Here is an 18,009-nt window from a genome sequence, read left to right as displayed (position 1 = left end):
TCTCTGTTGTCCATGCTCCCGGTTCCGGGGCGCGTCAGGTTGTCGGCAAGACATGGTCAGCGAACTGATCGCGCAATGTCTTCTTGCTGAATTTGCCAACGCTCGTCTTGGGGATCTCCGCCATGAAGATCACGTCGTCCGGCAGCTGCCAGCGGTCCAACCGGGCCCGCAGGAAGGTCAGCAGATCCTCCTTGCTCAGATCGTGCCCGTCTTTGAGGACCACGCATGCGAGGGGTCGTTCCATCCAACGCGGATGCGCCACGGCCACGACGGCCGCCTCAGCTACCGAGGGATGACCCATGATCGAGTTCTCCAGATCGACCGAGCTGATCCACTCCCCACCTGATTTGACCAGATCCTTGGTGCGATCGACGAGCCGGATGAACCCCAACGGCGAGATGCATGCCACATCCCCGGTGCGCAGCCAGCCATCGGGCGAGAACTGCTCCTGCTCATCTTCCAGGCGATAGTACTGTCGGGCGATCCACGGCCCGCGCACCTCCAGCTCACCCTGATGAGTGTCGTCCCAGGGGAGAACCTGCCTGCTGTCGGGGTCGACAATGCGCGCCTGCACGCCGTGCAATGTCATACCGGCAGTGCTGCGCCAGTGCGCCTTCTCCTCGTCATCCATCCCATCCATCTCTGGGCGCAGACGTGCGATCGAGCCCAGCGGCGAGACCTCGGTCATGCCCCAAGCCTGGGTTATGGGGAAGCCCAGCGCCTGGTGATAGCCCTCTGAGAGCGCGACGGGAACGGCCGAGCCACCGCCGAGAATTCGGTTCAGTGAGGAGAGATCGTAGTCGTCGAGCAAAGGAAGAGCGCCCATCCAGATGCTCGGCACGCCGGCGGTGTATGTGACCCGCTCCTGGCTCATCAGCTGCAGGATCGCCGGCGGCGAGAGGTCCGGGCCGGGCATCACAATGTCCGCGCCCGCCTGGACGGCGGTGTACGGCAACCCCCACGCCATGGCGTGGAACATCGGCACGACAGGCATGACGACATCTCTGTCGGTCACGGCAGACACGGCCGCGGACACACCCGCGTTCGAGTGCAACCAGATTGAGCGGTGTGAGTATAGGACTCCCTTCGGATTTCCCGTAGTCCCGGATGTGTAGCAGAGTGCCGCCGCGCGGTGCTCATCGCGCACACGATCGTTGAAGCCCGCTTCGTGAGAGCCCGCGAGCAGTTGCTCCCAGCGGATGATTCTGGGGTCATCGGGAAGCTCCGCGTCTCCCCCGGCATCGTCCATGACGATGACGTGACGAACACTGCGGAGATGGGGAAGATGCGGCAGCAGACGGTTCAGCAGGGAGGAGTCCACGAAGATGGCCTCGTCTTCTGCGTGGTCGATCGAGTACCGGATCTGCTCGGCGAAGTACCTGATGTTGATGGTGTGCAGGACCCGGCCTGTTCCGGGCACGGCGAAGTACAGCGCGAGATGTCGCGCCGTGTTCCACGCGAATGAGCCCACCCGCGCGTCCGCAGACAAGCCGAGTCGATCCAGCGCACCAGCGAGCCGACGAGCTTCCGCCCCCAGGTCACGATAGTCCGTCCGTACGATACCGGTCGCGGTCCTGGTCACCACGCGACTCTGGGGATAGTGGGAGATCCCTCGTTCCCAGATGGATCCCACTGTCAACGGGAATTCCTGCATTAGGCCCTGCATGGGTCCTCCAGTGCTTCCGGGTCCGGCCGAGCGCTGCTCCACGGTCGACCGCGCCACCTAAGACCTGCCCGGGCGCGTTATCCGATCTCAGCCTCGTTGCCGAACGATGTGTCGGTTGCTCCCGTCCCCGAGAGCGCCTGTTCCATTCTCGACACGAGCGTGATATAAGTTCAAGAACAGGTTCAGCGATAGGTTCATTGAAGAACCGTTATGAGGTGTCATGGAACCCCAATTGACTCTGCGGCGGCTGGAGATCTTCCGCCTCATCGTCGACAAGCGCAGCGTGACCCGCGCCGCAGCGCAGCTCATGATCGCGCAGCCCGCTGTGTCCAGTCAGTTGCGCTCCCTCGAGGAATGGGCCGGCGCCAAGCTGTTCGTCCGTCGAGGCAACCAGTTGTTCCTCACAGAAGCAGGTCGACGCGTCGATGCGTGGGCGAAACGTGTTCTTGCCAGCGCCACGGAGGTGCGGCGCGACGTCGAGGGCACCGAGTCCGGACAGTCCGGCAGCGTGGTGGTGGCTGCAAGCATGGGCGTCGGCAGCTACCTGCTCCCCCGGGTTCTCACCCGGTTCCGTGAGCGCAACCCAGGAGCAGACATCACCCTCAACATCGTCCCGCCTCAAGAGACGCTGCGACAGATCGAAACGGGGGAGGCCGATTTCGCGGTCACATCGTGGGATTCGGATGAGATTCTCCCTGACGTCCGCTCAGAGGTGTTGCGGGACGAACCGCTGGTACTCGTGGTCCGTTACGACAAGCGCCCTCCCGGCGGGACGCTGCACCTGGACGACGCCTTGCGGTTGCCGCTCGTGGGGGCGCCCCGAGCCGTCGCCGCCCAGCGCAGCCTGACGGCACAGCTGCGCAGAATCAGCGATGTCGAACCCGAGTATGTGATCAGTCTCGGCCACGCGCTGTCGACGACCCGCGCCGTCATCGAGCACGGATGGGCAGCGATCCTCCCGAGATACGCAGTGGAGCAGGAGGTGGCGGCTGCTGACCTTGCGATCGTCAATATTCCGGGGTTCGATGTGCGAGAGCGCCTCGCGCTGGTATGGCATCCGGAGAAGATCTTCTCCAAGCTCCATGAGCGGCTGATGTCTGCGACCCGTCACGAGCTGGGCACGGTCGAGGACACTCGCCCAGCCACCTACTGGTAAACGGAACACCGGTGATTCTCCTGGCCAGAATGTACTTGTCGTTCGGTGAGCGCTCCTCGAGACTGGCGGCATGAGCATTCAGGATTCCGTCATCGCTGACCCGGCCGCGCGCACGATCGCGCGATCCGAAATCACCGCGCTCCTGCAGCGCTACGCGAACATGGCCGTGGAGAACGCCGATTTCGCCGGCATGTCACGTCTGTTCTCGGAAGACGGGTCGTTCATTCTGCTCGACGGAACCGCAGTACCCGTGACGGAGATCGAACAGATCGTCGCCGGCAATGAATCAACATTCATTCGGCACCACCTGACAACGATCCACATTGAATTCACCAGCGAAACCACGGCGAACGCCGACAGCTACTACATCGCGTTCACGGATCTCGCTCAGCCCGACCACTGGGGCCGCTGGCTCGATACACTGCGGCGCGAGCCCGATGGCCGCTGGGTCCTGGTCAGCAAGCAACCAGTCGTCGAGGGGTACCACCCGGAGGGATGGGTGGCCACCATCCTGTTTCCCGCAATGCAGGCGCAGGCCTGAAGCAGACGAGTCGGGGCCTGTCCGCCACTTTGTGGATGGTGAACAGGCCCCGAAACTCATGCTGGGATTCCTCGCCGAGTACCGGCGCTGACAAGCGCAGCGGTGTCCTTGTAGAAGTGGTCCAGGTGCGACATGCCCTGAGGAGTGAAGGTGAACAGCGAGACGACCGGCATGTTCACCTGAAGCCCGCTCTTGCGCAGCACCGCCCTCAGGCGCCCCTCCGTCAGCACTCGCTGATCGTCCAGCGGATGCCATTTCGCGTCGTCATACACGACTTCGAACACCGCCCAATGCTCCGTCACAGCATCGAAGAGTCGCGCGAAGCCATCGTGACCGCGCCACGTTCCGCCATGCGGCAGAGAATCTGGCACGTGCACCACGACATCGGGATGCAGCTCCTTGAGCATCACCGCGATATCCCGGTCAGCAGCGTCCGCCTGAACGTACTCGTTCTCCGCGTCGTAAAAGCGCTGGAGACTCTTCAGCGAGTCGACTTCCATCATTCTTCATCCCTTTCTTCTGGGTGGCGCGGCAGGCGTCGATCGGTCCGGTCCGCGAACGCCCTATCCAGCGAGCGCAACGCTCCCCTCGACGGTGCGCAGCGCATCGGCGAGTTGAATGCTCGTCGAGTGCAGCACGGACACATACCGATCGATCTGCGTCTCGTCGAAGCGAATTGTCGGCAGCGACACCGAGAGTCCGGCGAACAGTTCGTCGCCGGGCCGCAGAATGGACACGCCGATCGCGACGAGGCCGTGCTCCGAACGATGATGATTCAGCGCGTAGCCACATCGCCGCACTCGGTCGATGTCCGGGCGCAACCGACGCCAGAGGTCCTGCCCCTTTGTGGAGTTCCGGTCGAGATACCGCTTCACATCAAGGTCGGGTCTCGACCCCAGGTACAGCATTCCAGTGGTCGTCCGATGCAGCGGGAAGACCATCCCCTCACGGGATGTCACCCGAACCGCTCGTTCACTCTCCACACTGGCGATGAAACGCGCGGTGTCCCCGGTGCGGATCGACACATTGATCGACTCGCCGAAAATCGCGCTCAATCGTCGAAGATAGGGCAGCGATGCTTTCCTGAGCTCGGCGGCACGAGACGGCGAATGGGAGGTCAGCTCCAGGACGGGTCCTGGCCGGTACGCCCGCGCCTCGTCCTGCCTGGCATAGTCCCGGTAAACGAGCATCTGGAGCAGGCGATGGGCTGTCGACCTCGCGACCCCGAGTCGCTCGGCTGCGGCGGCCACGGTGAGAGACCCCTCTACCTGGAGTACGAGGGCGAGTCTCAACGCGTGGTCGACACTGGCTATCGCGTAGGACGGCGGTGTCTTCAAAGCAGTCGAGTGATTCACAGCATCGTTCCAATCGAATCCAGGGTGGCTCAGCCACCGAGTCCTATGGTGCGGGGGGTTCCGACAAGCAGCTCTGCTCCGCCTTCGCGAACCACCATGAAATCGGAGAGCACGCAGCCCACATCGGGCTTCCACGAGGGGTCGAACAGGTCGATGTTGTTTCCGAAGGTCATGCCTTCCTCCAGCTCGAGACCCTCGATCCTGCTGCCGTTCGCCGTGTCGAGCCCGAACCCCGGCTGGTACACCACAGTGGGGAACTCCGGCGACGCCAGACCCATCGCATGAAATCCCAGTTCGACCCATCCCAAGCCGGCTTCGGCGACGGGTTTGCGCAGTGCCTGCAGCACCTCTCCCACTGTCACCCCTGGACGCATCATCTCCTGACTGATGTCGAGGCACTCGATGGCGACGTCCCAGATCCGCTGCAGCTGCGGCGGAACACGCTTGCCGACGTGCACGGTGTACTCCGCATGCACGAGGTACCCGCCGTACTTGGTGTGGAACTCCGAGATGACGTTGTCCCCCTCCTCCAGAGGGCGCATCGTCGGCGAAGCGGGCTGGTCATTGCCGTGAAGGAGATGCCAGATCTCCGTGGGCGGGTGCTCCACGGGGCCGGATGTCATCAGGTTGAAGATGTTGGGTTCAGCGCCCTCAGCGATCTGTGTGCGCACCATGTCGGCATAGAGCTCTGCCTCACGGACGCCCGGACGAGCTCGATCGACCATCACGTCGATGACCTTGCGGGCGATCTTTCCCCCCTTGCGCATGAAGGAGATCTCCTCCTCGCTCTTGACCATGCGCATCTCTTCCAGCGCATACCCGAAGTCGACGAGTCGTGCGTCTGGGAGCGCAGCGCGCAGCCCCTGCAATTCAGCGTCGACGAACACGCTGGAGGGCAGAATGGTCGAGCTGAAGCCGATGATGCCGATGCGGGATCTGTGCAGGCCACGATCGCGAAGCTCGGCCGCGATCTCGCCGGCTCCGCGAAGGATGCGGATGTCGCTGACCCAGTCCTGCACCGTCTGTTGCGCATGGAAAGGGCGGCTCATGTGGGGCACCGCGTTGTACACAACTGGATCCGCGTCCAGGAAGAACAGTGCCTTCGTCCCCATCTTCGCGCCGACTCCTGTGACATAGCGAAGGTTCGCCAACCCCATGTCCCAGTACATGTCCGTGCCGAGCAGGATCAGGCAGTCGAGGCCGGCGAACAGCATCCGCTTGCGCAATCCGTCCCAGCGACGGTCTCGTTCAGTCAGCGAGAGCCGAGGGAAGTGCTCTGGAGCCACGACATTGGGGTGGGCTCCGGCGGGGAGCTCGTGTTCCGGATAGGGGCGCATCGCGATCTGCGATGCCGCAGGTCCGAGCCTGGAAGAGAGGCCCGTGCGCATCTGGGCCTCTTCCGGGCTCTCTGCAATTACCTCTTCGAATGCCGTAGCCGTACTGAACGCTGACATGGACTCCCTCGTCTTCTATCGCTTGCCGTCAGTCTCCGACAGCAGGCCGCATAAGATCAAAGTCCAGTTCAGCAATAAGCACATACAGTTATCTGTATGTGATGGTGACCACAGGCCGGATGTGTCTCGACCCGCAGGCCAGCCCGGGTCATGACGTGGGAGCTTCTCCTGCCAGGACCCGCTCACCTCGAGCCCGCGCGTCATGGAGAGCACGGACGAATCGCCCCGCATCCGGGGCCACGAACCGATCCATCGGAACCGAGACGGCGAGAGCTGCAGCCGGGTATCCTCCGCTCCCCGTCAGCGCGATCCCCAGCGCACGCACACCGGCTTCGCTCTCTCCCCGGTTGTATGCGACTCCGACTGCGCGCACCTCCGCGAGTTCACGCTCGAGCTCCTCGAACGTGCGCAGACGCTGCGTGGGCCAGCTCGGAAGCCCATGAGGATAGACATTGCCGAGGATCGACGGCCCGAGCTCCGCAAGAATCGCCTTGCCTCCGGAGTTGCAGTACGCCGGCATCCGGGCGCCGATCCTCAAGCCGACCCGCAGTTCCTGATTGCTCTCGATACCGTCGATGAAGACGATGTCGCCGCCGACGAGGGTCATCAGATGGACCGTCTCGTCCACCGTCTCGAACAGCTCGCGCAGGGTCGGGCCGAGCTGGGCCGCCAGCTGCGTCGCGGGATCGACGGGTGCGCGGGCGAATACCTGACCGAGGCGGTACCGGCGACCGGCGGTTCGCTCCACGAACCCGTGGTCCCGCATCGTCGCCAGCAGGCGAGAGGCCGTCGACGGTGCAACACCGAGGTGCTCAGCCGCCCGGGAGACGCTGAGCTCACCGCCCCTCACCAGCAACTCGAGCAGCTGCATCGCGTGCGAAACCGCGGCCACCCGCCCAGATCGCGGCCCGCCATCCGCGGCAGGGGGAACTCCGTTCTTGCGCATCACGCAATAAATCTAACCAAGTGTTCCGCTCTTGGGAAGTCTGGCCTAGCTTACGAGACATCTCACCCGTCCAATCGAGGAAGGATCAGGAATGACAGATTCGAAGGCGCTCGGCCATGCCGACGTCGTGAATGTCATGCGTCCTGAGGACGCTCCGGAGCTTCACGATTTCTACCGTGATCTCGAGCAGCATCACCTCATCCCGCTCTGGACCCAGCTGGGCGATCTCATGCCGCTGGCACCGTCTCCGCAGGCACTGCCCTGGCTCTGGAAGTGGGCCCAGCTGCGCGAACTGGCAGAGCGCGCAGGAGAGCTCGTGCCGGTTGGACGGGGTGGTGAGCGCCGGGCGATCGGACTGGCCAACCCGGGATTGTCGGGCAGGCCATACATCACGCCGACTCTCTGGGCCGCGATCCAGCAGCTCGGACCTCGAGAGACCGCGCCGGAGCATCGACACTCTCAGAATGCGTTCCGGTTCGTCACTTCCGGCCAAGGAGTCTGGACTGTCGTCAACGGGGACCCCGTCCGGATGAGCCGCGGCGATCTCCTGCTCACTCCTGGATGGCATTTTCACGGCCACCACAACGAGACCGATCAGTCGATGACCTGGATCGACGGACTCGACATCCCGTTCGCGCAGCAGATGGACACCGGATTCTTCGAATTCGGAGCCGATCGGGTAACCGACTACGCGACACCGAACTATTCGCGCGGCGAGCGGTTGTGGAGCCATCCTGGCCTTCGTCCGCTGACCGGTCTGCGGTCCACCGTCTCAAGCCCGATCAGCGCGTATCGCTGGGAGCACACGGATAAGGCACTCGCCGAGCAGCTTCTCTTGGAGGACGAAGGCACGCCGGCCACCGTGGAGCCCGGCCACGCAGCGGTGAGGTTCGTCAATCCGACGAACGGCGGCGACATCATGCCGACGATCCGCGCCGAGTTCCACCGGCTCCGTGCAGGATCAGACACCGCCCCTCAACGAGCGGTCGGATCGAGCGTGTACCAGGTATTCGAAGGATCCGGCACAGTGCTTCTGAACGGGGTTGCCCACCGTATCGAGCACGGCGACATCTTCGTCGTCCCGAGTTGGTGCGAGCTCGCCGTTCACGCAGAGACGCAGCTTGATCTGTTCCTGTTCAGCGACGCGCCGATCTTCGAGCGTCTGGGCCTGGCACGGACGCAGCAGAGCGAGCGTGTGGCATGAGGCTCGCGACGGTCTACCTCAACGCCGGCACTGTCGCCGCACGCATCGACGGCGCACAGGCGATCCTGCTCGAGGAGTACGGTGATGTCGGTGAGCTCCTTGCTCGCGGTGGGCTGGCGAGCGCAGCCTCTGCAAAAGGACCTGCCGTGGAGCTCTCGGAGATCCGATTCGCACCGGTCGTGACGCGCCCGAGCAAGATCGTTTGCGTCGGGTTGAACTACCGAGCGCACATCCTCGAGATGAAGCGGGACCTGCCGGAGCATCCGGTCTTATTCGCGAAGTTCGCCGATTCGCTCTTGGCAGCCGACGATCCGATACCCCTGCCGCCCGAGAGCGACGCCGCCGACTGGGAGGGCGAACTCGGAGTGATCATCGGCTCGACCGTGCGTCGCGCCGACGCGCAGACTGCTGGTGCCGCAATCGCCGGCTACACGATCGCCAACGACGTATCCTTCCGCGACTGGCAGTTCCGTACGAGGGAATGGCTGCAGGGGAAGGCATGGGACGCCTCGCTTCCCCTCGGCCCGGTCATGGCGACTCCGGACGAGATCCCTGACGAGGCCTACTTGACGACCCATGTGAACGACGTCGAGAAGCAACGGGGAGACATTCACGACCTCGTGCATTCGCCCGGCGCTCTCGTCCAGTACATCTCCACGATCACGACACTCCGCCCTGGCGACGTGATCGTCACGGGTACTCCCGGTGGCGTCGGCCACGCCCGCACCCCGCGCGAATATCTCGCGCACGGCGACATCGTGAGCATCACGATCGACGGCATCGGCACGTTGCGCAACAAGGTGGTCGAGGAAGCGTCATGACTGAGGTGAGGCGGCTGAGCGCGGAAGCGGAGACGCTTCGAGCCCGTCAGGGCGACGGGGCGAGATACGACGCCGCCAACGCCCCGCACGCCGAGCTGCTCCTCGCCCGTCGTGGGACCGCGTACTTCGCCAGAGTGCTGCAGGAACTCGGCGATGACGACCTCGATGCACCATCCCTGCTGACCGGGTGGTCGCGCCGGATGCTCATCGCGCACGTCGGGTACAACGCGCGTGGCCTCGCGCGCTTGACACAGTGGGCCCGCACAGGGACGAAGACTCCGATGTACGACTCGGACTCTCAGAGATGGGATGAGATCGTCTCGGGAGCCTCGTTGCCTCCACAAGCCCTCCGTCATCTGTTCGAGCACTCCGCGATTCATCTGAATGTCGAATGGCGGGATCTGGAGGATTCGCAATGGGACGCCTCTGTCGTCACCGCGCAGGGGCGAACTGTCCCGGCTCGTGAGACCACCTGGATGCGAGCGAAGGAGGTCTGGGTTCACGCGGTGGACCTGGGAACCAGAGGTTCGTTCGCAGATTTCCCGCCGGAGATGATCGACGGCATCATCGATGACGTCTTGCGAGTCTGGAACCGCCGGGACGAGCGCCTCTCCCTGCTGCTTCGAGCATCGGACCGGCCTGCCGAATGGGGCGAGCGGCGAATCGGCACCGGTGGTCCTGTGGTTGAAGGGCGAGCCGTCGACATTGCCCGCTGGCTTGCGCGCGGTCGAGCACACGGGCTCAGACGAGTTGATGGCGATGACCTCCCGGACATTCCACGCTGGTTCTGAGTCCTGGATGGTGGCCGGACCAGCGCGACGCCGCCCGGCTGCGCCGTCGTCGTGGGTGCGCGCGCTCCCCTGGCTCGCGCCGAGCCTACTCGGCCTGATCGCGTTCACGCTGGTTCCCCTGCTCATGCTCGTCTGGCTGTCGGGAACGCGCTGGTCCCTCGTCGGCACCGCCGAATGGATCGGCTTCTCCAACGTGGTCCGCGTCGCGACGGACGAACGTTGGTGGCATGCGGTGGGTGTGACTGCCGCGCTCACAGCCTTGACGGTGCCGATGGAGATCGTGATCGGCATCATCGTCGGCTACGCCTTATCGACGAAGGCGACCACAGGAGGAGGCGGGGTCACGCGCGCCGCTCTGCTTCTCCCCTGGATGAGCGCGCCGCTGACGGCCGGGGTGATGATGCGATGGATCTTCGCCCCCGCCGACGGCGCGCTCAGTCGCATCTCAGGAGCCCGCCTCGACTGGCTCGACTCCCCGCTGCCTGCGCTGCTCGTCGTCATGGCTGTCGTGATCTGGCAGAGCGCCGGATTCGCCGCGCTGATCTATGCGATCAGCTTCGCCGACGTACCGCAAGAACTCAAGGACGCCGCCGCGTTGGATGGCTGCGGAGAATTGCGGACGCTGATCCACGTCAGCCTGCCCAGCGTTCGGGCGATGACCGTCTTTCTCGTCCTCACCGGGATCGTCAGCACCTTCGGCCTGTACGACGTCGTGATTCCCTTGACAGCGGGCGGACCGCTCGGCGCGACAGAGACCGTCGGCATGCGGATCGTGTCCACGGCATGGGAGGCCTTCGATTTCGGCGCGGCAGCAGTCATGTCGCTGTTCGCTCTCGTGATCGAACTGGTACTGATCGGCGCTGTACTCCTGGTGCTGTGTCGGCGGTCATCATGATCACGCCCGCCCGCCGAACAGCCACTGTGACCATTCTCACGATGGCCATCCTGGTTTCCGCAGCGCCTTTCGTCGTGACTCTGCTGCCCGCTTTCACCAGCCCGACCCAGTTCGCACGAAAGGGCGTCAGCTGGCCGTCGCCATTCTCGCTGGAGAATTTCCTGACGGTGCTTGCCGACCCAGCCGTGGTCATCGTGCCCGCCCTCAGCACCACCCTCGTCGCGGTCGTCACCTGCGTGATTCAGATGACGAGCTCGGTCTGCGCAGCGTATGCCTTCACGAGATTGCAGTTCCGCGGCCGCAATCTCGTCTTCATGGCGTGCATCGGGGTGTGGTTGATCCCGCCAACCGTGCTCGTCGTGCCTCTGTACCTCGCGTTCGCCCGTGCAGGGCTATCCGGCTCGTTCGTGGCCCTCATCCTTCCCACAGCCTTGGCCTCACCATATGCACTCTTCCTGCTGCGGCAGTCGTTCGAGTCGATCCCCCGTGAGCTCTTCGAAGCCGCCGCGATCGACGGCGCCTCGCACAGAAGAATCTTGATGTCCGTAGTGCTGCCTGTGTGCCGCCCCGCGCTCGTCACACTCGTGGTCGTCATCACCACCACCACATGGAACTCGTACCTGTGGCCGCGCATGATCGCGGGGGTGCAGCTGCCGCAGGTACAGGTCGCGATCGCCTCGCTTCGGACGCAATACGACGATCGCTGGACGGTGGTGATGGCCGCCAGTGTTCTCGCATTGCTGCCGACGATCGCTCTGGTCTTCGCGATTCGCAGACTCATCGTCCAAGAACCGGCCCCGGCCAGACAAGGAGATTCACCATGAAACGACGCGCATCAATCACTGCGGTGCTGACAGCGGCACTCGCTCTCAGCTGTGTCGCGTGCGCTCCTCCAGAGTCGTCCACCACATTGAGCTTCCGGCTCTGGGACCCGAACGTCGCGGCAGCGTACCGTACTTCATTCGACGCTTTCGAAGCGAAGACCGGCCATCGTGTGGATATCGTCGTCATACCGTGGGAGGACTACTGGTCGCAGCTGCGCACGGACATCGCCTCCGGCACCATTGACGACGTGTTCTGGACGAATGCGACGAATCTCGCCGAGTACGCGCGCGCCGGAACGCTCTCAGCTGTCTCCCCCGCGCAGATCGCTGACCAGAGTCGGGATTGGGCGCCATCTGTGGTTTCCCAGTTCACCCTCGATGGCGAGCTGTGGGGGGTTCCACAGCTGACCGATCCCGGTATCGGCGTACTCGTGAACACGGATCTGCTCCGATCATCCGGGCTCTCCATGGACGATGTCTCGGACCTCTCCTGGGATCCGAAGGCGCCCGACGACACTCTTCGCACTGCCGCGCGCCTCCTGACACAGGACGCGGACGGCGATCATCCCGGTGACCCGGAGTTCGAACAATCCCGAATCGTTCACTACGGATACGGCGCGTCCAGCGATCTGAACGCCATGCTCCTGCCCTTCCTGGGCAGCAACGGCGGTGCCTGGCAACGCGGCGATGAGTTCGTCTTCGCGTCACCGAAGGGGGTCGAGGCGATCGGCTACCTTGTCGGTCTCATCAACGACGAGACCGTGGCTCCTCCTGCGGCTGACACCGTTGCACCTGCGGGTTCTGACGCAGTGAAGGATCTGTTCCTCAAGGGCAGACTCGCGCTCTTCCAGACCGGGGCGTACAGCCTGCCGTCTGTGGAGGAGTTCGCTGACTTCTCCTGGGCGATCGCACCCATCCCCTCGGGACCCGAGGGTCGTATCTCGCCGACGAACGGGATCGTCGCCTCTGCATCATCGGTGACTTCGAACCCGGACGCCCAGGCCGCGCTGTTGCACTGGCTCGGTTCCACCGAGGGCACCCAGGCAATCGGCGAGTCGGGCTCGACGCTGCCTGCCGTCCTGTCTGCGCAGGAGCAGTACCGAGAGGTCTGGATGCGCAGAGGTATAGATGTCACCCCACTGTTCGACGTGCTTGAGAACGGATCGGTCCAGCCACCTCAGGGGCAGAATTACGGGGCAGCCTCCGATGCGATGCGCCCCTTCCTGGATAAGGCGTTCCTCGGTGCGCAGGCCGTGGAGGACAACGTGCATCGCGCGCAACGATCAGCCAATGAGGCGATGGCGACCGAGCCCTAGCCGGGCATGCGGAAGGGCGGTCAGCGCCCTGCGGGCGTGCGGTTCTCCGCACTGACCATCCAGGCGAACTGCTCCAGCTTCTCGATGATCGCGTGCAGGACGTCCGCGGAGGTGGGGTCCTCCTCGTCGACCTGGTCGTGCACGTCGCGCATGGTGGCGACCGTGGTCTCCAGTCGCTCTGTGATCAGCCCGACGGTCTCCTCGGTCGACACCTCTCCGGCGGGAAACGGCGGCAACGATGTGGTCTGCGCGACCGTCCCGCTGCGGCCGTCGGCGGTCGCGTGCAGCGCCCGCATCCGCTCGGCGACGGTGTCGCTGAACGTGCGTGCGGCGACGATGATCTCGTCCAGCTGGCGATGCATGTCTCGGAAGTTGCGGCCCACGACGTTCCAGTGCGCCTGCTTGCCCTGCAGCGACAGCTCGATCAGGTCGGCCAGCACTGCCTGCAGGTTGGCCGTGAGCTCGGGCGAAGCGGTGAATCCCTTCTCGGCGTTCTGACGACGGGTGGGCGTGGCGTCCGGCTTGCTCCCGGTGCCCTTGCTCGCGGACTTCTTCTTCGTGTCAGCCATGCTTTCTCCTCACTCCTCGCCGCGGCGGCGGCGATCGAACATGCCCGTCAAGCTACCGGTGCTCTCGGCAGGACCCTCAGGGGGTTGACATGTTCTCCGCGGTCAGAGAAGCGAGCTTCTCGGCATCGCGAGAGCCGGTGTCGGCGTGCAATGTGACGAGGAGCAGTCCGTCCGTCCCGTCGATCGCCATCCGTTCCCGATGCAGCGTGAGGGTTCCGACGCGAGGGTGGTTCAACGTGATCGGGCCGCCGTACTGCCCCTGCACGTCGTGGCGGGCCCAGGCTGCACGGAAGCCGGGGCTCGCCGCCGACAGCTCCGAGACGAGCCTGATCAGCTCGGCGTCCGTGATGTCCTCCCCCATCGTCTGGCGAAGGTTTCCGACGAGGCATTCGGTGGCTCGTCGCCACTCCGGGATCAGCGCTCGCTCTTCCTCGTCCAGGAAGAGGTCGCGCAGGCGGTTGCGGCCCGCGGTGAGCCGTGGCGAGACCGCACGTGCCGCCGCATTGGCGGAGACCACATCGAACCGCACCGTCTCGACGAACGCCGGCACCGACAGCGCGTGCAGCAGGCTCTCCGCGCCGGGCGCGAGCACCTCGGCCCGATGCGGGGAGGGCGGGTGAGCGGCGGCGAGCGCATGCACGTGCGCCACGTGCGCCTCGTCGAGGTCGAGCACACGGGCGATCGAGTCGAGCACCTGCGCGGAGGGATTGCGGTCCCGACCGCGCTCGAGACGCAGGTAGTAGTCGGCGCTGATGCCGGCGAGCAGAGCGACCTCCTCGCGGCGCAGCCCGGGAACGCGTCGCACGCCCGCCGTCCGCAGCCCCTTCTGCTCCGGTCGCACCTGTGCCCGTCGCGCCTGCAGATAGGCACCCAGGGGATTGCGCAGCTCCCGCGCGATATCCGGGTCCAGATACGGCATCCGCTGAGGCCTCGGCGGGGCGGGTTCTCTCAGATCGCTGTACGGGTGGAACTCGCCGTGGGGTGTGGAGGTGCGCATGCCGATACCAACCTCCGGTTCGCGCGGTCTATTTCTCCTGACATCTCCGGCTGGCGCCGACCGGTCGGGTGGGCACGCGCTGAGCGTGCGCCAGACTGGTGGCGTGGACGATCTGCGCGTGATGCCGGGGCCGGGTGCGCCCCAGGGGCTGGTGATACCGGCAGCAGACCTCATGGAGCAGTTCTCCCGGTCCTCCGGTCCGGGTGGCCAAGGCGTGAACACCACGGACTCCCGCGTTCAGCTGACCATCGACCTCGCGACCACGAGCGCGCTCGATGAGACCCAGCGCCGGCGCGTGCTGGCCCGGCTCGCGCCGAGACTGGCGGGCACCGCTCTCACCGTCAGCGCCAGCGAGCAGCGCTCCCAACGACAGAATCGACTGGTCGCGAGAGTGCGCCTGGCCGCCCTGCTGCGCGACGCCGTCATGCCGAGCGCGGTGCGGCGCGCAACGCGGCCGACGAAAGGCTCTCAGCGACGCCGACTCGAGACCAAGCACCGACGATCGGAGACGAAGGCCACTCGCCGAAGGCCGGACCCCTCAGGCTGATCGTCGGGAGCTCCTCCGTCTATGCGGCGATCACGTCCATGAGCTCACGGATGTCCGCGGCGAGCAGGGCCGGCTCCTCGTGCGGTGCGAAGTGCCCGCCACGGGGCATCACGGTGTAACGGACGACGTCGTACACGCGCTCCGCCCAGCTCCGAGGGGGGTGCGTGAGGTCGTGGGGGAAGATCGCCACGGCTGTCGGAACCTGTACGCGCGCGACACGGCGCGTGTGTCCGGCAGCGTACTCGAAGTACGGCCGCAGAGAGGTGGAGATCGACCCGGTGAACCAGTAGAGGGACGCGAGGGTCAGCAGGTAGTCGTCGGTGAACCTGCTGCCGACGTCTCCGTCCGAGTCGCTCCAGGCGCGGTGCTTCTCGAGGATCCAGGACAGGAAGCCCACCGGCGAATCGGCCAGCGCCGGTGCCAGCGTCAGCGGGCGCGTCTGCTGCTGGTGCTGGTATCCGCCTTCGGATGCGTTCCAGGCGGCGACCTCGTCCAGATACCGATGTTCTTCCGCCGTCACCGTCGACGGGTCCACCTCCGGCGGCGAGGCCACCGAGAGCAGATGGATGCCGGCGACAGCATCCGGATGCGCCTGCGCCAGGCGCGACACGATGCCCGCCCCCAGGTCGCCGCCGTGCGCGACGTACCGGTCGAATCCCGACGACTCGGTCATGAGCCGGTGCAGGATCTCGTGGGTCTGGACATCGAGGGACGGCGTCTGCGTCGAGAACGGGAACCCCGGGAGCGCGGGCACGATGACGGTAGCCGAATCGGCTTCATCCGCCCCGAACCGCGATGGCTGAGACAGCCGCCGCGCCACCTCGACGAGTTCCAGTGCTGAGCTCGGCCAGCCGTTGACGAGCAGAATCGGGGTGCGCCCGGGACGCTCGGCGTCGAAGCGCAGGTAGGAGATCGTCACCGCGTCGAGTGAGGCGCTCCGCCAGGGCAGCTCCGCGATGACGGCTTCCTGCGCACGCCAGTCGAATCCGTTCCCCCAGTATTCGGCCAGCCGGCGCAGCTCGTCCTGATCCGTTCCGCCCTCCCATGCGCTGACGGGCCATCGCTCTGCCCATCGCGTGCCCCGGACCCGATCCAGCAGGCCCTCCAGCTCCGCGTCGGAGACGTCCAGCGGCATTGCGGTTGCAGTCATCGTCCTGCCCCTCTCTCAGGGGCAAGAGCCGGAGCGGAGACAGGTATTCCCTCCGCTGCGTGCGCGGGGTCACCGGTTCGCGCGCGAACGGCGCGATCGAGGTCGGCCATGAGAAGGTCACCGTGCACCGCGGAGCCCGTGGTCACCCCCGACGCGCTGGAGGAGATGACCATCGCCATCGGCTGGCCGGCGTTGCCTGCTGCCCAGACTCCCGGCACCGCCGTCTCACCGCGAGAGTCGGCAGGGATCCGGGTGCCGAACGGCGTCTGCTCGGCGGTTCCTCCGATCGACTCGTAGAGCTCGGTCCGGGCGTGGAACCGCGGGGCGACGACGACCGCATCGATCTCGACGCTCTCACCGCCGTCCAACTGGACGGCGCGCACATCCGTGCCTTCCATGACGAGCTTCTCGACACGGGCCCGCACCACAGGCACCTCCGCCGCGGCGAGGATCGCCGCCTGCTCCTCGGTGGGCTCCGCCGCCTCGTGCAGGAACACCGTGACGTGCTCACTGAGCTGCCGGAACAACGTGGCCTGATGGAGGGCGACCTCGTCGCGGATGAGCACGGCGATGCGCTGACCTCGGACCTCCCAGCCATGGCAGAACGGACAGTGCAGCACCGTCTTCCCCCACCCTTCGCGCACTCCAGGGATGTCGGGGAGATCGTCGACCAGCCCCGTCGCCAGAATGACGCGACGCGCGCGGACGCGCCGGCCGTCGTCGCCCATCTGCACGGTGAAGGCGTCCAGAGCACCGGAGAGTCCGGTCGCGCGGCCGGTGAGAATCCGGACCCCGTACGACTCCGCTTCCGCGCGTCCCTTCTCGAGCAGCTCGCGGGGAGCGATCCCCTCGTGTCCCAGGACGTTGTGCGCTCCGTCGGCGGGCGCGTTGCGAGGCTGTCCTTCGTCGATCACCACGACGTCGCGCCGCGACCGGGCAAGGATGATCGCGGCCGCCAGCCCGGCGTAACTTCCGCCCACGACAGCCACCTCCACGTCGACGTCCTCTGTCGGGACGGGGACATCCTCGGTCTGCCGTCGGACAGCGACCCAGACCGTGCGAACGGATGGCGGCGAGACCGCGGGCGCACCGCCATCGCTCGGGGCGGCACCGATGATGAACTCCTGCCCGTCATGCTCGGGGACGGTGAATCCTGCGCCGACGAGAAGCTGCGGCCAGTCATCACGTGCGTACCCGCGGTCCGGGCGATGCCCTGCGGAGCGCTCGGATGGTACGGCGCGTCCGTCGCTGTGGCCATCGGTGCTCGCACCTCCGGACAGCTCCGTCAGGACGAGCACGCCTCCGGGGCGCAGAACGGAGCGGGCGAGGCGCAGCGCCGCGACCGGATCATCGAGGTGGTGCAACGACAGGGACGCCCACACGAGGTCGGCATCGGCGGTCACCTCCGCGGTCCAGTCCTCGTTCAGGTCGACACGGTGGGTGACGATGCGGTCCGCGACCCGGGCCTCGGTGGACGCGGAGCGCACGTGTGCCAGCAGCGCTTCGGAGACGTCGAACGCGTGCACTCGCGCCGTCGAGAAACGCTGCGCGAGCGCCACGGCATCCGCTCCGACCCCCGATCCGAGATCGATGATGCGCCTGGGCGGTGCATCCAGCGCGGCGCTCGCGCGTTCCAGAGCCGCGTCCCTCGCGGCGGCGCTCAGGCGCGACTCGAACTGGAGGTGCTCGGCGAGGCCTTCGGGAAGGTCCTGCCAGGGCTCATGAGCGGAGCGATGCGCCGTGTTCGTCATGCGGGAGACGCTACGCGAGATTCGCT

At 65.7% G+C, this 18,009-nt stretch carries 18 protein-coding genes; 9 read left to right on the top strand and 9 right to left on the bottom strand.

Annotated features, from left to right (window positions below; genetic code table 11):
- Window positions 1-34 precede the first annotated feature (34 nt).
- Window positions 35-1,654: a long-chain fatty acid--CoA ligase gene (locus ACFQY2_RS13300; protein ID WP_378746363.1), complete on the bottom strand. Its 1,620-nt coding sequence runs from the start codon at window positions 1,652-1,654 to the stop codon at window positions 35-37.
- 232 nt (window positions 1,655-1,886) lie between these two features.
- Between ACFQY2_RS13300 and ACFQY2_RS13295 the strand changes: the two genes are divergently transcribed.
- The gene (locus tag ACFQY2_RS13295) at window positions 1,887-2,822 is read left to right on the top strand and encodes a LysR family transcriptional regulator (RefSeq protein WP_378746362.1); all 936 of its coding nucleotides are present in this window, start codon (window positions 1,887-1,889) and stop codon (window positions 2,820-2,822) included.
- A gap of 70 nt (window positions 2,823-2,892) precedes the next feature.
- A complete protein-coding gene (locus ACFQY2_RS13290) occupies window positions 2,893-3,363 on the top strand; it encodes a YybH family protein (protein ID WP_378746361.1) in 471 nt (156 codons plus the stop codon).
- Window positions 3,364-3,419: 56 nt separating this feature from the next.
- Here ACFQY2_RS13290 and ACFQY2_RS13285 read toward each other — a convergent pair whose 3' ends face one another.
- From ACFQY2_RS13285 to ACFQY2_RS13270, 4 genes are all read right to left on the bottom strand, one after another.
- The gene (locus tag ACFQY2_RS13285) at window positions 3,420-3,866 is read right to left on the bottom strand and encodes a nuclear transport factor 2 family protein (protein WP_378746360.1); all 447 of its coding nucleotides are present in this window, start codon (window positions 3,864-3,866) and stop codon (window positions 3,420-3,422) included.
- Between the two features lie 60 nt (window positions 3,867-3,926).
- Window positions 3,927-4,718, bottom strand: a complete 792-nt coding sequence (locus ACFQY2_RS13280; RefSeq protein ID WP_378746359.1) for an IclR family transcriptional regulator — start codon at window positions 4,716-4,718, stop codon at window positions 3,927-3,929.
- Between the two features lie 29 nt (window positions 4,719-4,747).
- Window positions 4,748-6,172, bottom strand: coding sequence for a M24 family metallopeptidase (locus ACFQY2_RS13275; protein ID WP_378746357.1), 1,425 nt, complete (start codon window positions 6,170-6,172; stop codon window positions 4,748-4,750).
- A 148-nt stretch (window positions 6,173-6,320) separates the two neighbouring features.
- Window positions 6,321-7,118 (bottom strand): IclR family transcriptional regulator, encoded by a 798-nt coding sequence (locus ACFQY2_RS13270; RefSeq protein WP_378746792.1) that lies wholly within the window; start codon window positions 7,116-7,118, stop codon window positions 6,321-6,323.
- A 91-nt stretch (window positions 7,119-7,209) separates the two neighbouring features.
- Between ACFQY2_RS13270 and ACFQY2_RS13265 the strand changes: the two genes are divergently transcribed.
- From ACFQY2_RS13265 to ACFQY2_RS13240, 6 genes are all read left to right on the top strand, one after another.
- Window positions 7,210-8,322, top strand: a complete 1,113-nt coding sequence (locus ACFQY2_RS13265) for a cupin domain-containing protein (protein WP_378746356.1) — start codon at window positions 7,210-7,212, stop codon at window positions 8,320-8,322.
- Window positions 8,319-9,143, top strand: a complete 825-nt coding sequence (locus ACFQY2_RS13260) for a fumarylacetoacetate hydrolase family protein (protein ID WP_378746355.1) — start codon at window positions 8,319-8,321, stop codon at window positions 9,141-9,143. Before ACFQY2_RS13265 ends, ACFQY2_RS13260 begins: the two co-directional genes overlap by 4 nt.
- Window positions 9,144-9,277: 134 nt before the next feature.
- Complete coding sequence (locus ACFQY2_RS13255; RefSeq protein ID WP_378746354.1) at window positions 9,278-9,934, top strand: maleylpyruvate isomerase family mycothiol-dependent enzyme; 657 nt, start codon at window positions 9,278-9,280, stop codon at window positions 9,932-9,934.
- A gap of 7 nt (window positions 9,935-9,941) precedes the next feature.
- Window positions 9,942-10,829, top strand: coding sequence for a carbohydrate ABC transporter permease (locus tag ACFQY2_RS13250; protein ID WP_378746353.1), 888 nt, complete (start codon window positions 9,942-9,944; stop codon window positions 10,827-10,829).
- On the top strand, window positions 10,826-11,653 hold the full coding sequence (locus ACFQY2_RS13245; protein ID WP_378746352.1) for a carbohydrate ABC transporter permease: 828 nt from the start codon (window positions 10,826-10,828) through the stop codon (window positions 11,651-11,653). Before ACFQY2_RS13250 ends, ACFQY2_RS13245 begins: the two co-directional genes overlap by 4 nt.
- Window positions 11,650-12,969, top strand: a complete 1,320-nt coding sequence (locus ACFQY2_RS13240; protein ID WP_378746351.1) for an extracellular solute-binding protein — start codon at window positions 11,650-11,652, stop codon at window positions 12,967-12,969. Before ACFQY2_RS13245 ends, ACFQY2_RS13240 begins: the two co-directional genes overlap by 4 nt.
- A gap of 20 nt (window positions 12,970-12,989) precedes the next feature.
- Here ACFQY2_RS13240 and ACFQY2_RS13235 read toward each other — a convergent pair whose 3' ends face one another.
- Both ACFQY2_RS13235 and ACFQY2_RS13230 read right to left on the bottom strand, forming a co-directional pair.
- Window positions 12,990-13,538 (bottom strand): Dps family protein, encoded by a 549-nt coding sequence (locus ACFQY2_RS13235; RefSeq protein ID WP_378746350.1) that lies wholly within the window; start codon window positions 13,536-13,538, stop codon window positions 12,990-12,992.
- A 76-nt stretch (window positions 13,539-13,614) separates the two neighbouring features.
- Complete coding sequence (locus tag ACFQY2_RS13230; protein WP_378746349.1) at window positions 13,615-14,535, bottom strand: helix-turn-helix domain-containing protein; 921 nt, start codon at window positions 14,533-14,535, stop codon at window positions 13,615-13,617.
- Window positions 14,536-14,638: 103 nt separating this feature from the next.
- Here ACFQY2_RS13230 and arfB point away from each other — a divergent pair, with 103 nt between their 5' ends.
- On the top strand, window positions 14,639-15,082 hold the full coding sequence (gene arfB / locus ACFQY2_RS13225; RefSeq protein ID WP_378746347.1) for an alternative ribosome rescue aminoacyl-tRNA hydrolase ArfB: 444 nt from the start codon (window positions 14,639-14,641) through the stop codon (window positions 15,080-15,082).
- 19 nt (window positions 15,083-15,101) lie between these two features.
- Here the strand turns inward: arfB and ACFQY2_RS13220 are convergent, their stop codons facing one another.
- A complete protein-coding gene (locus tag ACFQY2_RS13220; protein WP_378746346.1) occupies window positions 15,102-16,232 on the bottom strand; it encodes an epoxide hydrolase family protein in 1,131 nt (376 codons plus the stop codon).
- Window positions 16,229-17,983 carry an FAD-dependent oxidoreductase gene (locus tag ACFQY2_RS13215; RefSeq protein ID WP_378746345.1) on the bottom strand — a complete coding sequence of 585 codons (1,755 nt, stop codon included), beginning with the start codon at window positions 17,981-17,983 and terminating at the stop codon, window positions 16,229-16,231. Before ACFQY2_RS13215 ends, ACFQY2_RS13220 begins: the two co-directional genes overlap by 4 nt.
- Between the last annotated feature and the right edge of the window lie 26 nt (window positions 17,984-18,009).

Origin of the sequence: Microbacterium sp. GCM10027623 (assembly GCF_042666935.1) — a bacterium.
Taxonomy (GTDB): domain Bacteria; phylum Actinomycetota; class Actinomycetes; order Actinomycetales; family Microbacteriaceae; genus Microbacterium.
This window is presented reverse-complemented; position numbering and strand designations above follow the sequence as displayed.